The organism is Shewanella sp. Pdp11 (assembly GCF_002838165.1).
GTDB classification, from domain to species: Bacteria; Pseudomonadota; Gammaproteobacteria; order Enterobacterales; family Shewanellaceae; genus Shewanella; species Shewanella hafniensis.
Genome location: NZ_CP015194.1, coordinates 330,608 through 342,833, shown reverse-complemented (window position 1 = coordinate 342,833; position 12,226 = coordinate 330,608). Strand labels below are relative to the sequence as shown.

19 protein-coding genes are annotated in these 12,226 nt (G+C 45.0%); 12 read left to right on the top strand and 7 right to left on the bottom strand.

What is annotated here, in order from left to right; all coding sequences use genetic code 11:
• The first annotated feature begins 3 nt into the window (after positions 1 to 3).
• The 11 genes from rplR to rplQ all read left to right on the top strand — a co-directional run bounded on the left by rplR (position 4) and on the right by rplQ (position 5,964).
• On the top strand, positions 4 to 354 hold the full coding sequence (rplR, locus tag AYJ58_RS01655) for a 50S ribosomal protein L18 (protein ID WP_006083584.1): 351 nt from the start codon (positions 4 to 6) through the stop codon (positions 352 to 354).
• Between the two features lie 11 nt (positions 355 to 365).
• Entirely contained in the window at positions 366 to 869 is a 504-nt protein-coding gene (gene rpsE / locus AYJ58_RS01650) for a 30S ribosomal protein S5 (protein ID WP_006083583.1), read from the top strand.
• A 6-nt stretch (positions 870 to 875) separates the two neighbouring features.
• Positions 876 to 1,058, top strand: a complete 183-nt coding sequence (rpmD, locus tag AYJ58_RS01645; protein WP_006083582.1) for a 50S ribosomal protein L30 — start codon at positions 876 to 878, stop codon at positions 1,056 to 1,058.
• A gap of 3 nt (positions 1,059 to 1,061) precedes the next feature.
• The gene (rplO, locus tag AYJ58_RS01640; RefSeq protein WP_006083581.1) at positions 1,062 to 1,496 is read left to right on the top strand and encodes a 50S ribosomal protein L15; all 435 of its coding nucleotides are present in this window, start codon (positions 1,062 to 1,064) and stop codon (positions 1,494 to 1,496) included.
• Positions 1,497 to 1,503: 7 nt separating this feature from the next.
• Positions 1,504 to 2,844, top strand: coding sequence for a preprotein translocase subunit SecY (gene secY, locus AYJ58_RS01635; RefSeq protein WP_007644459.1), 1,341 nt, complete (start codon positions 1,504 to 1,506; stop codon positions 2,842 to 2,844).
• Positions 2,845 to 2,865: 21 nt separating this feature from the next.
• A complete protein-coding gene (gene rpmJ / locus AYJ58_RS01630) occupies positions 2,866 to 2,979 on the top strand; it encodes a 50S ribosomal protein L36 (protein ID WP_006083579.1) in 114 nt (37 codons plus the stop codon).
• Positions 2,980 to 3,096: 117 nt separating this feature from the next.
• The gene (gene rpsM, locus AYJ58_RS01625) at positions 3,097 to 3,453 is read left to right on the top strand and encodes a 30S ribosomal protein S13 (RefSeq protein WP_011787581.1); all 357 of its coding nucleotides are present in this window, start codon (positions 3,097 to 3,099) and stop codon (positions 3,451 to 3,453) included.
• A 15-nt stretch (positions 3,454 to 3,468) separates the two neighbouring features.
• Positions 3,469 to 3,861: a 30S ribosomal protein S11 gene (rpsK, locus tag AYJ58_RS01620; RefSeq protein ID WP_006083577.1), complete on the top strand. Its 393-nt coding sequence runs from the start codon at positions 3,469 to 3,471 to the stop codon at positions 3,859 to 3,861.
• Between the two features lie 32 nt (positions 3,862 to 3,893).
• On the top strand, positions 3,894 to 4,514 hold the full coding sequence (gene rpsD / locus AYJ58_RS01615) for a 30S ribosomal protein S4 (RefSeq protein ID WP_106648456.1): 621 nt from the start codon (positions 3,894 to 3,896) through the stop codon (positions 4,512 to 4,514).
• Between the two features lie 24 nt (positions 4,515 to 4,538).
• The gene (locus AYJ58_RS01610; RefSeq protein ID WP_006083574.1) at positions 4,539 to 5,528 is read left to right on the top strand and encodes a DNA-directed RNA polymerase subunit alpha; all 990 of its coding nucleotides are present in this window, start codon (positions 4,539 to 4,541) and stop codon (positions 5,526 to 5,528) included.
• Between the two features lie 40 nt (positions 5,529 to 5,568).
• Entirely contained in the window at positions 5,569 to 5,964 is a 396-nt protein-coding gene (gene rplQ / locus AYJ58_RS01605; protein WP_006083573.1) for a 50S ribosomal protein L17, read from the top strand.
• A gap of 56 nt (positions 5,965 to 6,020) precedes the next feature.
• On the opposite strand, the gene AYJ58_RS01600 is transcribed toward rplQ, so the two are convergent.
• From AYJ58_RS01600 to ccmA, 6 genes are all read right to left on the bottom strand, one after another.
• On the bottom strand, positions 6,021 to 7,028 hold the full coding sequence (locus AYJ58_RS01600) for an ABC transporter substrate-binding protein (protein WP_106648455.1): 1,008 nt from the start codon (positions 7,026 to 7,028) through the stop codon (positions 6,021 to 6,023).
• Positions 7,029 to 7,161: 133 nt separating this feature from the next.
• Entirely contained in the window at positions 7,162 to 7,650 is a 489-nt protein-coding gene (gene ccmE / locus AYJ58_RS01595; RefSeq protein ID WP_106648454.1) for a cytochrome c maturation protein CcmE, read from the bottom strand.
• Positions 7,647 to 7,847 carry a heme exporter protein CcmD gene (gene ccmD / locus AYJ58_RS01590; protein ID WP_011982116.1) on the bottom strand — a complete coding sequence of 67 codons (201 nt, stop codon included), beginning with the start codon at positions 7,845 to 7,847 and terminating at the stop codon, positions 7,647 to 7,649. Before ccmD ends, ccmE begins: the two co-directional genes overlap by 4 nt.
• Positions 7,847 to 8,593 (bottom strand): heme ABC transporter permease, encoded by a 747-nt coding sequence (locus AYJ58_RS01585; RefSeq protein ID WP_106648453.1) that lies wholly within the window; start codon positions 8,591 to 8,593, stop codon positions 7,847 to 7,849. Before AYJ58_RS01585 ends, ccmD begins: the two co-directional genes overlap by 1 nt.
• 1 nt (position 8,594) lies before the next feature.
• On the bottom strand, positions 8,595 to 9,281 hold the full coding sequence (gene ccmB / locus AYJ58_RS01580) for a heme exporter protein CcmB (RefSeq protein ID WP_106648452.1): 687 nt from the start codon (positions 9,279 to 9,281) through the stop codon (positions 8,595 to 8,597).
• Positions 9,282 to 9,292: 11 nt separating this feature from the next.
• Positions 9,293 to 9,943 (bottom strand): cytochrome c biogenesis heme-transporting ATPase CcmA, encoded by a 651-nt coding sequence (gene ccmA / locus AYJ58_RS01575; RefSeq protein ID WP_106648451.1) that lies wholly within the window; start codon positions 9,941 to 9,943, stop codon positions 9,293 to 9,295.
• 318 nt (positions 9,944 to 10,261) lie between these two features.
• On the opposite strand from ccmA, the gene AYJ58_RS01570 reads away from it, so the two are divergent.
• Positions 10,262 to 10,561: a c-type cytochrome gene (locus AYJ58_RS01570; protein ID WP_105251041.1), complete on the top strand. Its 300-nt coding sequence runs from the start codon at positions 10,262 to 10,264 to the stop codon at positions 10,559 to 10,561.
• Between the two features lie 61 nt (positions 10,562 to 10,622).
• On the opposite strand, the gene ccmI is transcribed toward AYJ58_RS01570, so the two are convergent.
• Positions 10,623 to 11,873 carry a c-type cytochrome biogenesis protein CcmI gene (gene ccmI, locus AYJ58_RS01565; protein WP_106648450.1) on the bottom strand — a complete coding sequence of 417 codons (1,251 nt, stop codon included), beginning with the start codon at positions 11,871 to 11,873 and terminating at the stop codon, positions 10,623 to 10,625.
• Positions 11,874 to 12,226: the final 353 nt, after the last annotated feature.

Here is a 12,226-nt window from a genome sequence, read left to right as displayed (position 1 = left end):
GATATGGATAAGAAAACATCTCGCTTACGTCGCGCTACTCGCGCTCGTAAGAAGATCCAAGAGCTGGGCGTGAACCGTCTGGTTGTACATCGTACACCGCGTCACATTTATGCTCAGGTGATCAATCCTGAAGCTCAGGTGTTGGCAGCTGCTTCAACCGTAGAAAAAGCGGTTAAAGAGCTACTGAAGAGTACCGGTAACGTAGACGCAGCGAAAGCAGTAGGTAAATTTGTTGCTGAGCGCGCGATCGAAAAAGGCGTAACTTCAGTTGCGTTCGATCGTTCTGGTTTCAAGTATCACGGTCGTGTAGCTGCTTTAGCAGATGCAGCTCGTGAAGCTGGCCTGAAGTTCTAAGGGGTTATAAAATGGCTAAATTAGAAGCTCAGCAAAAAGACGATCTGCAAGAGAAATTGATTGCAGTTAATCGTGTTTCTAAAGTAGTTAAGGGCGGTCGTATCTTTAGCTTCACAGCACTGACAGTAGTGGGTGATGGTAACGGTAAGATTGGCTACGGCTATGGCAAGGCACGTGAAGTTCCAGCAGCGATTCAAAAAGCTATGGAAAAAGCTCGTCGTAACATTGTGACCGTTGAGTTGAATGCAGGTACTCTGCATCACCCAGTTAAAGGTCGTCATACTGGTTCTCTTGTGTACATGCAACCTGCATCACAAGGTACTGGTATTATTGCCGGTGGCGCAATGCGTGCCGTATTGGAAGTAGCAGGCGTTCATAACGTTCTGTCAAAAGCATACGGTTCTACTAACCCGATCAACATCGTTCGCGCGACTGTCGATGCTTTGGTGCACATGAAGTCACCTTCGCAAATCGCAGCTAAGCGTGGCCTGAATGTTGACGAAATTCGGGGGTAATGCACCATGGCAACTAAAACTGTAAAAGTTACTCAAACTAAAAGCGGTATCGGTCGTTTACCGAAGCACCGTGCAACCCTAACGGGTCTTGGTTTGCGTCGCATTGGCCACACTGTTGAATTAGAAGATACTCCTTCTGTTCGCGGTATGATCAACAAGGTCTACTACATGGTTAAGGTGGAGGATTAATAGATGCGTTTAAATACTCTATCTCCAGCTGCAGGCTCTAAGCATGCACCAAAGCGTGTAGGCCGTGGTATGGGCTCAGGTCTAGGTAAAACAGCGGGTCGTGGTCATAAAGGCCAAAAGTCTCGTTCTGGTGGCGGTGTACGCCCAGGATTTGAAGGTGGTCAAATGCCACTTAAAATCCGTTTACCTAAATTTGGTTTTACCTCGCGTCGCGCTATGGTAACAGCTGAAGTTCGTGTACTCGAACTGGCAAAAGTTAACGGTGATGTTATCGACTTAAACGCTCTGAAAGATGCGAACGTTATAACTCGCAACATCCAGTTTGCGAAAATTGTTCTTTCAGGTACCATTGAGCGCCCTGTGACTGTTAAAGGTCTGAAGGTAACCAAAGGTGCACGTGCAGCTATTGAAGCTGCCGGCGGTAAGATCGAGGAATAATACGTCGATGGCAAAACCAGGACTTGATTTAAAAAGCGCGAAAGGTGGACTTTCAGAATTGAAAGCTCGCCTCCTGTTCGTGATTGGTGCGATTATCGTCTTTAGAGCCGGTTCGTTTGTGCCAATTCCTGGTATTGACGCAGCTGTATTAGCAGAGCTGTTTGCTCAGCAAAGTGGAACCATCCTTGGCATGTTTAACATGTTCTCGGGTGGTGCCCTTGAGCGTGCCTCTATCTTTGCATTAGGTATTATGCCGTACATTTCGGCATCGATTATCATGCAACTGTTGACTGTCGTACATCCTGCACTCGCTGAATTGAAAAAGGAAGGCGAATCAGGACGTAAGAAAATCAGTCAATATACCAGATGGGGTACCTTAGTGCTGGGTACATTCCAGTCGGTCGGTATTGCAACCGGGTTACCAAACTTAGTGCCAGGCCTTGTGGTCAACATTGGATTTGGATTCTACTTTGTTGCGGTTGTGAGCTTAGTGACAGGAACTATGTTCCTTATGTGGCTAGGTGAGCAGATTACCGAACGTGGTATAGGTAACGGTATCTCGATTTTAATTTTCGCAGGTATTGTTGCTGGATTACCTTCCGCTATCGGCCAAACGGCTGAGCAGGCGCGTCAAGGTGACTTGAATGTGTTAGTATTGTTGTTGCTCGCGGTAATTGTGTTTGCAGTGACTTATTTTGTAGTGTTCGTGGAACGTGGTCAGCGTCGTATCGTCGTTAACTATGCAAAGCGTCAGCAAGGCCGTAAGGTGTTCGCTGCGCAAAGTACCCACTTACCGCTGAAAATAAACATGGCAGGTGTTATTCCGCCAATTTTTGCGTCAAGCATCATTTTGTTCCCTGGAACACTGGCTCAGTGGTTCGGTCAAAATGAGTCTATGTCATGGTTAAGTGATTTTTCACTGGCTGTGTCACCTGGACAACCGCTTTACTCATTATTATATGCAACAGCGATTATCTTTTTCTGTTTCTTCTATACAGCGTTGGTGTTTAACCCACGTGAAACAGCTGATAACTTGAAGAAGAGTGGTGCATTCATCCCTGGGATCCGTCCTGGAGAACAGACTTCGCGTTACATTGATAAAGTTATGACCCGTTTGACATTGGCAGGCGCGTTATACATAACCTTTATCTGCTTAATTCCGGAGTTCATGTTAATCGCGTGGAAAGTACAGTTCTATTTTGGCGGTACTTCACTACTCATTATGGTAGTCGTGATCATGGACTTCATGGCTCAGGTTCAGACGCATATGATGTCTCATCAGTATGAGTCTGTGATGAAGAAAGCTAACCTAGTAAACAAAGCGAATTTAGATCGCTTTGGTCGCTAAGTAGCTTTACGGAGTGATGAAATGAAAGTTCGAGCTTCCGTGAAGAAGATCTGCCGTAACTGCAAGATCGTCAAGCGTAGTGGCGTTGTACGCGTTATCTGTGTTGAACCAAAACACAAACAGCGTCAAGGCTAAAAAGTAATTTGTTCAGCCCATGAATTGGGCTGAACAAAATTTTGTTTGCAAATCTGTCGACTGTCGAGTATCCTTTCGGGCTTTTCGCAGTTGGCCTTTAACTTTAAGGAGTGCATAGTGGCCCGTATCGCTGGCATTAACATTCCTGATCAAAAGCATACAGTCATCGCATTGACTGCAATTTTCGGCATCGGCCGTACTCGCGCTAGAGCAATCTGCGCGGCTACAGCAATCGCTGAAACTGCTAAGATCAAGGAATTGAGCGAAGCTCAAATAGACACACTACGCGAAGAAGTCGCTAAATACCTAGTAGAAGGTGACTTACGTCGTGAGATTTCAATGAACATCAAGCGTCTTATGGATCTTGGTTGTTATCGTGGTCTCCGCCATCGCCGTAGCCTGCCTCTCCGTGGGCAACGTACTAAGACCAATGCGCGTACGCGTAAAGGTCCACGTAAACCAATTAGAAAGTAACGGGAAGGTAAAGCAATGGCTAAAGTTCCGTCACGTTCTCCGCGTAAGCGCGTACGTAAACAGGTTGCAGATGGCATGGCTCATATCCATGCTTCTTTCAACAACACTATTGTCACCATTACAGATCGTCAAGGTAATGCGTTGTCATGGGCTACTTCAGGTGGTTCAGGTTTCCGTGGTTCACGTAAATCTACTCCATTTGCTGCACAGGTGGCTGCTGAGCGTGCAGGTGCTGCTGCTCAAGACTACGGTTTAAAAAACCTTGAAGTGTTTGTGAAGGGTCCAGGTCCAGGTCGTGAGTCAGCCATTCGTGCGCTGAACGCTGTTGGTTATAAAATTACCAACATTACCGATGTGACGCCGATCCCTCATAATGGTTGTCGTCCTCCTAAAAAGCGTCGTGTATAACGTCGTTTCATTAGGATAGTTGGAGAAAGATCATGGCAAGATACTTGGGTCCCAAGCTCAAGCTCAGCCGCCGAGAAGGTACAGACCTTTTCTTAAAAAGCGGTGTGAGAGCAATCGATTCAAAGTGTAAACTGGAAACTGCACCTGGACAACATGGCGCTCGTAAGCCACGTTTGTCAGAGTATGGTACTCAGTTACGCGAAAAACAAAAAGTTCGTCGTATTTACGGTGTGTTAGAAAAACAATTCCGTAACTATTACAAAGATGCTGCACGTACTAAAGGCAACACAGGTGAAAACCTGCTTCAGCTTTTAGAAACCCGTCTTGATAACGTCGTTTATCGTATGGGCTTCGGTGCAACTCGTGCAGAATCACGTCAGCTAGTGAGCCATAAATCAATTATGGTTAACGGTCGTGTTGTTAACATTCCATCATTCAAAGTGTCTGCGAATGATGTTGTGAGCATCCGCGAGAAGTCACGTACTCAAGCTCGTATTAAAGCGGCTTTAGAAGTGGCAGCTCAACGCGAGAAGCCTACATGGGTTGAAGTCGACAGCGCGAAAATGGAAGGTGCTTTCAAGCGCGTTCCAGAACGTAGCGATTTGTCTGCGGAAATTAACGAACAGCTGATCGTCGAGCTTTACTCTAAGTAAGGCTAACAAACAAGAGAGGACACAATGCAGGGTTCTGTTACAGAATTTCTTAAACCGCGTCTCGTTGATATCGAGCAGGTTAACTCAACACGTGCCAAGGTTACATTGGAACCACTTGAGCGTGGTTTCGGCCACACTTTAGGTAACGCGTTGCGTCGCATCCTATTGTCGTCTATGCCCGGCTGCGCGGTTACCGAAGTCGAGATTGACGGTGTACTGCACGAATACAGCAGTAAGGAAGGCGTTCAAGAAGATATCCTTGAGATCTTGTTAAACCTGAAAGGGTTAGCAGTGACTATCGAGGGTAAAGACGAGGCTATGCTTACGTTGAGCAAGTCCGGCGCAGGCCCTGTCATCGCAGCAGATATCACGCATGATGGTGATGTCACTATCGTGAATCCTGATCATATTATCTGTCACCTGACAGGTAACAATGATATCAGCATGCGTATTCGCGTTGAGCGTGGTCGTGGCTATGTACCAGCATCTGCTCGTGCACAGACTGAAGACGATGATCGCCCAATCGGCCGCTTGCTGGTTGATGCTTCTTTCTCGCCAGTTGCGCGTATTGCCTACAATGTAGAAGCTGCACGTGTAGAACAGCGTACTGACTTAGATAAACTCGTTATCGATATGACCACAAACGGTACTATCGATCCTGAGGAAGCTATCCGTCGTTCTGCAACAATTTTAGCTGAACAGCTAGATGCGTTTGTTGAATTACGTGACGTGACTGAGCCAGAGCTGAAAGAAGAGAAGCCGGAATTCGATCCGATTCTGCTGCGTCCTGTCGACGATTTAGAGCTAACTGTACGTTCGGCTAACTGCTTGAAAGCCGAAGCGATTCATTACATCGGAGATCTGGTACAGCGCACTGAAGTTGAGTTGCTGAAGACCCCTAACTTAGGTAAGAAGTCTCTTACTGAAATTAAGGACGTTTTAGCTTCTCGCGGACTGTCGTTAGGTATGCGTTTGGAAAACTGGCCTCCAGCTAGTTTAGCAGACGACCTATAAGTCTCAGGTTTGTACAGATTTAGGTTATAAGGATTAGGTCATGCGCCATCGTAAGAGTGGTCGTCAACTAAACCGTAACAGCAGTCATCGCCAAGCCATGTTTCGCAACATGGCCGGTTCACTAGTTCGTCATGAGATCATCAAGACAACTGTGGCTAAAGCGAAAGAACTGCGTCGCGTAGTTGAGCCTCTGATAACACTTGCTAAAAGTGACAGCGTTGCAAACCGTCGTTTAGCGTTTGCACGTACTCGCGACGCTGAAGTCGTTGGTAAGTTATTTACTGAGTTGGGTCCACGTTACCAGGAACGTCCTGGTGGCTATACCCGTATCCTTAAGTGCGGTTTACGTGCTGGTGATAAAGCCCCTATGGCTTACATCGAGCTAGTTGGCCGTCCAGAAGCTGCTCAAGCTGTTGATGTTGAAGCTGCTGAGTAATTAAGGTTACACTTTTAAAAAGCCGGGCAATGCCCGGCTTTTTTATATCCATTTTTCTACTCTACCCACAGTGTATTTTTCTCTATGTCTTTCGGTAGGGATATATTCCATCTTACCAAGCCTTGCTGACTAAACATGTATTTTCCAAGATCATCTGTCACTGGAAAGATATTCTCGGGTTTATCGCCTGCCAGTATTTTCAATGCCATATTGGCTGCTATCTTGCCATGATGATAGCCATCGAGTACGTAGCCGCCAATATTACCCTCGGCGGAGACACTGAATCCCCAAAACCCGAAATTGGGTACTGGGGTATGTTCAGATATCCATTTTAGTAGCTGATCCGCATCAACAGAACGATTCTCTGCATCTCTTACTGTATGGTATAGCGCTACGACAATGGCGTTATAGCCTTGCTTTTTCGCCGTCAATACCTGTTGCTGCCAATCTGCTAGCTGTGACAATTGCACCAGATTCACTTCGATATCACCCAAAATACTAGAGTGTTGCTTGCTGATGTATTCTACGGCTGAGTCTGAAGTCACACCTTGATCGAACAGCACGAGTATTTTGCGGTGTATAGTCTGTGGGAGTATGCGTTGAATAAGCAGCAGAGAGCGTCGTAGCAGCGGTCTTTCTATGACCCCTGTAAATCGCTTGTGCTCGTTGAGATGATAGGCCCTTGGGTTCATATTCACCCCGAGATAAACGACAGGAATTAAGCTGTCATTGAGGCGCTGATGTAACAGGTTAACCGCATTATCATCGGCGAGAATAACCAGTTGAGGTACTTGGCTTTGGATGTACTTCCACGCTAAATCAGCCCTTTCGCCAAATTGCTCCTTTGGTATGCGCTTGGTATCCATTTCGAAATAGCTAACATCGTGTAAAGGGCTGAGCGTGTCATTAATCGCTCGGCTATATTCTTGGTCCCATTGATAGCCTTGATGATAGCTTTCGATGACAACGACTTTAGCTGCATTGGCGTTTTGTGAAATGCTTAAAAGGCATAAGAGTAGACCAATACAAAGCAAGCTTATGTTTAATGGTGCGATTTGAATCATACGCAGTCTTAGGTTTTGATGCTGTTTTGAGTATAGTTCACCTTTAATTCTCTAGATTGAGAAAATAAAAAAGCCTCACTAGTAATTAGACTAGGAGGCTTAGTTTGTATGTTATTGCTATTATATTAACGGCTTAATTCGTGTTGGGTGCCTTTTGTTGGCTGTAATCCAACTTCTCATGCTTTTGGCCCATTGCTTCGGCAACTTCTGGTGGCATGTAGTTTTCATCATGCTTAGCCAGTACTTCAGTCGCTTCTAGCTTACCATCTGCTCCAAGCACACCTTGCGCCACAATACCTTGTCCTTCACGAAATAGGTCAGGTAAGAGATCGTCATAGGTGACCTGTATTTCGCCGCCGAGTGAATCATGTACTGCGAATTGTACATGTAAACTCTTAGGATCCCGTACCATTGAACCAACAGTTACCATACCACCGACACGAATGCGCTGACCAATTTCAGGTTTAACGCCGGTATCTGTTTTGCCGTGGACAATTTCAGACGGTGTATAAAATAAGTTTAAGTTGGAGTTCAGCGCATAAAGCAAAAGCGAAGTAATCGCGGCAACACCACCGATTAATGCTACTGCTAACGTCAGTCTTTTTTTGCGTCTTGGGTTCACGATTTGGTACTCCTAGTTTCTTTTAGGCGTTCTTCTCTATCCATTTTCTTCGCTATTTCAATTAATACCTTACGCTTTTGGCGTGCGCTGGTAATGATAAGCGTTGACAGGCAAAAGAAGGTTACTCCGTAGGATAGCCATACATAGAATGCATAGCCGCCCATGTTAAAAAAATCACTGATCGAATCGAATTGCATTATTTGACCTCCTCAGCCTTAGCTAGTTCACGCACCCAAGGGCGCATGCCATTTCTTGCTAAAATTTCTGCCTTGAATCGCACAATAGTGATGGCACCTATCATGAGACCGAAGCCAAGCATATTGATTAACAGTGGATAGAGCATTTCCGTCGACATTGTCGATTTCTCGGTAATGCGGATAGTCGATGGCTGATGCAATGAGCTCCACCATTCAACTGAGTATTTGATGATTGGGATGTTAATTACACCCACAATCGCGAGGATCCCTGCAGCACGAGCAGCGAGCACTTTATCCTCAAATGAAGCATAGAGTGAGATAACACCTAGATATAAGAACAGTAATACTAGCTCTGAGGTTAAGCGTGCATCCCATACCCACCAAGCGCCCCACATAGGTTTGCCCCAAGCTGCACCGGTAAAGAGAGCAATAAAGGTGATCACTGCACCAATAGGCGCAATAGAAGCCGCTGCCCAGTCGGCAAGTTTTATCTGCCAAACTAGACCGATAAAGGCTGCTGTTGCCATACCCATATAAGCCGCCATTGACATAGACGCTGCAGGAACATGGATAAATATAATACGGTAGCTATCACCCTGCTGGTAATCCGTCGGCGCGAAGACTAGTCCCCATGTAGTGCCAACAGCAATCAATAGACCGGCTAAGATCGCAAACCATGGAAATAAAGTTCCTGATAATTTATATGCGCGTTCAGGATCCGCGTAAGGGTGTAACCATTTCCACATTTTAGTTAGTACTCACTCGCAGAGATGCACCAATTGCAAAAGGTGCTAAGGTTAACGATCCGACCAGCATAGCGCCTATTATAGCGAGCTGACCATCATAGGGTAAATTCATTCCTGCCGCGTCTATGGCACTCGTTGCAAAAATGAGTACTGGGATATATAGGGGCAAAATAAGTAAGCTGAGTAACACGCCGCCTTTCCTTAGACCGACGGTTAATGCCACACCAATAGCACCTAACAGCGACAATACTGGCGTGCCTAGCGCAAGCGTTGAAATTAACGCACCGTAGCTGTTGCCGTCTAGATTGAGTAATACCGCTAACAGTGGTGCGATAATAATCAGTGGCACACCAGTTAAAATCCAGTGGGCTAACACTTTAGCTAATACGAGAATGGCTAATGGCTGTGGGCTTAATAGCATTTGCTCTAAGCTACCATCACTAAAGTCGGCTTTGAAAAGCCTTTCAAGTGACAACATTGATGCTAATAATGCGGCGACCCAAATTATCCCCGGCGCCACACGTGCTAACATTTGCGGCTCTGGTCCAATCCCCAGCGGAAACAAGGTAACAACCATAATAAAAAATAGCAGTGGGTTAAAAATGTCGCCGCGGTGGCGAATAGCAATTTTAAGATCTCGCTGCAGCAAGGTGAAAAATGCTTGGGTAAAACTGATGCCTTTTTTCATTGAGCCTGACCTTATATGAAGCGATAATCGAGACGAATTTTACGAAGCTTATCATCTGTGATAATGCCCATATCTTGGTGAGTTGTGAGGATCACACAACCACCATTATCCGCATGCTGAATAAATAACTGCTCCAGTTCTTCGACGCCTTTTTTATCGATTGCAGTAAAAGGTTCGTCAAGGATCCAAATTTTACAGTTGCTATGCCACAATCTTGATAGCGCTGTTCTGCGATGCTGGCCTGCGGATAAATGCCCCGCGAGAGCTTCTTCAAAGCCCGTTAAATTGACTTTGGCTAAAATCTCTGACGTATCAAAGTCATCATAACCACTGATTCTTAAATTGAAATTAAGGTTTTCTTCGGCAGTCAGCTCGCATTTCACGCCAGCTAAATGGCCTAAATACAAGAGGTCTTCATTGTATTCATCGCGGCAACGGTTTATGTCTTCATTAATGTAAAAAGTTTGTCCGGCATAGGGGCGAGAAAGGCCCGCCAATATGCGTAATAAACTGGTCTTGCCTGCGCCGTTAGGGCCTTCAATCTGAACAATGTCACCGGCATTTATATCAAAACTTAACTCATCAAAAAGAATGCGTTCTTCGCGGATACAGGTCAGCTTGCTGGCTGACACTAATGTGGTTTCTTTAGTTATATTTGTCACTGAACCCTCTATCTCAAGCCGGAAGGAAACACAAGTCATTCTAACACAAACGTTATTGGGGGTTTACTCTTGGTTTGCACTAGATGTCAGCAATATGATGTGGTTCCAATAACCGCAATATTTATCGAACTTTTTTACGACTTGCTAATATATTAACGAATTTGTCATCCTTGTCGCCTGATTCATTTTGTGTTGAGATTCTAATCACAAAAAGATGAGATTTCTTGAAGTTTGTAGTAATCTTAGTCGGCTATAATGAGTCTGCCTAAGTAAGGGCGGCGCCGAGCTTTGTACGTATTTGCATTAGGAACATTGAACATGAAAAAACTGTTAGCAATGACTGCTGTCGCTGCTTTGACTATGTCAGTTAACGCTTCAGCTCAAGATGCTGAGGCTATTTATAATAAGGCATGTACCGTATGCCACAGTATGGGTGTTGCTGGTGCTCCAAAAGTACACAACGCTGCAGAATGGGAACCACGCTTAGCTAAGGGTGTTGACGCTCTAGTGAAGAGTGTGAAAACCGGTCTGAATGCTATGCCACCAGGCGGTATGTGTACTGATTGTACTGATGATGATTACAAAGCTGCTATCAAATTTATGTCTACAGCTAAGTAATTCTTCAGATATAAAAAAACCGGCGAAAGCCGGTTTTTTTATATCTGCAATTAACTGCGATTTATTGCACTTGAGTATCAAGTACTAGGTTCGCTGTATCGCCTACGGCGACTTTACTGATCTTGCCTTGAATATCACCCGTTTGCGGTTTGATATTACCTTGTTTAGACAGTACAGCAATCACTTCCACATTGGCTGCATCGCTTAACTTCACATCACCACCCATACCGCTGCTGTCATCTAATGTCACTGTAATCGGGAAAGACTTAGCACTGACTTTGGTTGCAGCTAATGGGACTTTAGGTCCTTCAGTTGCACGGGCAAAGATGAAAATGGTGTCTTCTGGACTGGCTTTAGCCGCAAGTTCTGCTGAGATAGATATAGTGACATTGACCGATTTAGCACTCGCTTTGACTTGCTTATGTGCATCATCATTTGGCATGCCAGCGGTTTCCGACTGCATGCGTAAGTTAGCGGTTTCGATTGCATTCATAAGAGCAGCACGATCAACGTCGGCACGACCGCTATCTAAAATCGTTTGCCAAGAGGTGATGGCTTTCTTGTAATCAGCCGTAAAGAATGCATCCATACCTACAAGTAATAACGTTGAAGGATCTTGAGCATCCATAGCTAAAGATTCATCGATAATCGCTTGGATTTGCGGTGTCATTTGTTGACCCGCCTTGTAATACATAGCTGTCGCTTTGGGACCGAGCAATTCTGCATGTTTTCCGACCAATTCGATTACTTTATCGAAAGCCGCAATCGCTTTATCGTATTGGTTTGCCGATACATAAGCATGGCCTAAGCTGAACCACAGTTGGCTGTTCTCTGGTTCGGCTTTAATTTGAGCCTCCATCATCTGCACGCGTTGCATCATGATTTGGGCTGTATCCATTCCCGCATGGGGATTGGCAGGTTGCTGGGCAGTTTCAATATTCTCAAAGGCGCCTAAGTGCTGATAGAGATAGCCTGAGATAACAACCAAACAAACTGACATGATCGACGGCCACAGAATCGTCTTTGGCTTGATTTGGTTGACCAGTGAATCATCACTCGCTTGTTTGATGTCTTGGAGTAGACTGATTTCAAGCTCTTTTTTCAATGCATCGAATTCGGCTTGATCGAGTAGCTCTTCGCTTAATTCTTTTTCAAGAGTGGCTAAGCGTTCATTGAACAATTCAAGGTTCGTTTGTTTACGAACTCCGGCTTCTTCCGTTTTCAGCAATTTTTGCTGTCTGAAATGCGGGATCCAAATCAGCATAAGGCCGACTAACATAACAAGCGCAATAAAAATCCAAAATGTCGTCATTGTTTCTATATTCACTTTAGTTTGCAGAAAGCGGAGTAACCGCTAGGCTTGGAAGCAAGATTATACGTAAAGATTGTTCATTGAACAGTAATATAAGGTAATCCCAGTACTGAAAGCTTATAGTTGGGCACTGGTTCACAAATTGATTCTTCTTGTAAATTTTGTATGAAACTTAAGTGTCATTTGTCGGTCACATGCAGAACTGGGTCTCTTCCGTGACTTTCAACAACCTCTAAAATTGAGAATGAGACAAGTAACCCAGTTTTGTACGAAAGAGGCAGACAGGAACAATAGCAAATACTAAAATGAGCAACATTTCGTGCATTTGCGTGAATAACATGTTGTGCGTTGAG

Excerpts from the sequence above, each read along its gene's own strand:
- rplO (WP_006083581.1), top strand. The coding sequence starts at position 1,062 with ATGCGTTTAAATACTCTATCTCCAGCTGCAGGCTCTAAGCATGCACCA.
- AYJ58_RS01610 (WP_006083574.1), top strand. The coding sequence starts at position 4,539 with ATGCAGGGTTCTGTTACAGAATTTCTTAAACCGCGTCTCGTTGATATC.
- rpsK (WP_006083577.1), top strand. The coding sequence starts at position 3,469 with ATGGCTAAAGTTCCGTCACGTTCTCCGCGTAAGCGCGTACGTAAACAG.
- secY (WP_007644459.1), top strand. The coding sequence starts at position 1,504 with ATGGCAAAACCAGGACTTGATTTAAAAAGCGCGAAAGGTGGACTTTCA.
- rplQ (WP_006083573.1), top strand. The coding sequence starts at position 5,569 with ATGCGCCATCGTAAGAGTGGTCGTCAACTAAACCGTAACAGCAGTCAT.
- rpmJ (WP_006083579.1), top strand. The coding sequence starts at position 2,866 with ATGAAAGTTCGAGCTTCCGTGAAGAAGATCTGCCGTAACTGCAAGATC.
- AYJ58_RS01585 (WP_106648453.1), bottom strand. The coding sequence starts at position 8,593 with ATGTGGAAATGGTTACACCCTTACGCGGATCCTGAACGCGCATATAAA.
- rpsE (WP_006083583.1), top strand. The coding sequence starts at position 366 with ATGGCTAAATTAGAAGCTCAGCAAAAAGACGATCTGCAAGAGAAATTG.
- AYJ58_RS01570 (WP_105251041.1), top strand. The coding sequence starts at position 10,262 with ATGAAAAAACTGTTAGCAATGACTGCTGTCGCTGCTTTGACTATGTCA.
- ccmB (WP_106648452.1), bottom strand. The coding sequence starts at position 9,281 with ATGAAAAAAGGCATCAGTTTTACCCAAGCATTTTTCACCTTGCTGCAG.
- rpmD (WP_006083582.1), top strand. The coding sequence starts at position 876 with ATGGCAACTAAAACTGTAAAAGTTACTCAAACTAAAAGCGGTATCGGT.
- rpsD (WP_106648456.1), top strand. The coding sequence starts at position 3,894 with ATGGCAAGATACTTGGGTCCCAAGCTCAAGCTCAGCCGCCGAGAAGGT.
- AYJ58_RS01600 (WP_106648455.1), bottom strand. The coding sequence starts at position 7,028 with ATGATTCAAATCGCACCATTAAACATAAGCTTGCTTTGTATTGGTCTA.
- ccmI (WP_106648450.1), bottom strand. The coding sequence starts at position 11,873 with ATGACGACATTTTGGATTTTTATTGCGCTTGTTATGTTAGTCGGCCTT.
- rplR (WP_006083584.1), top strand. The coding sequence starts at position 4 with ATGGATAAGAAAACATCTCGCTTACGTCGCGCTACTCGCGCTCGTAAG.
- ccmD (WP_011982116.1), bottom strand. The coding sequence starts at position 7,847 with ATGCAATTCGATTCGATCAGTGATTTTTTTAACATGGGCGGCTATGCA.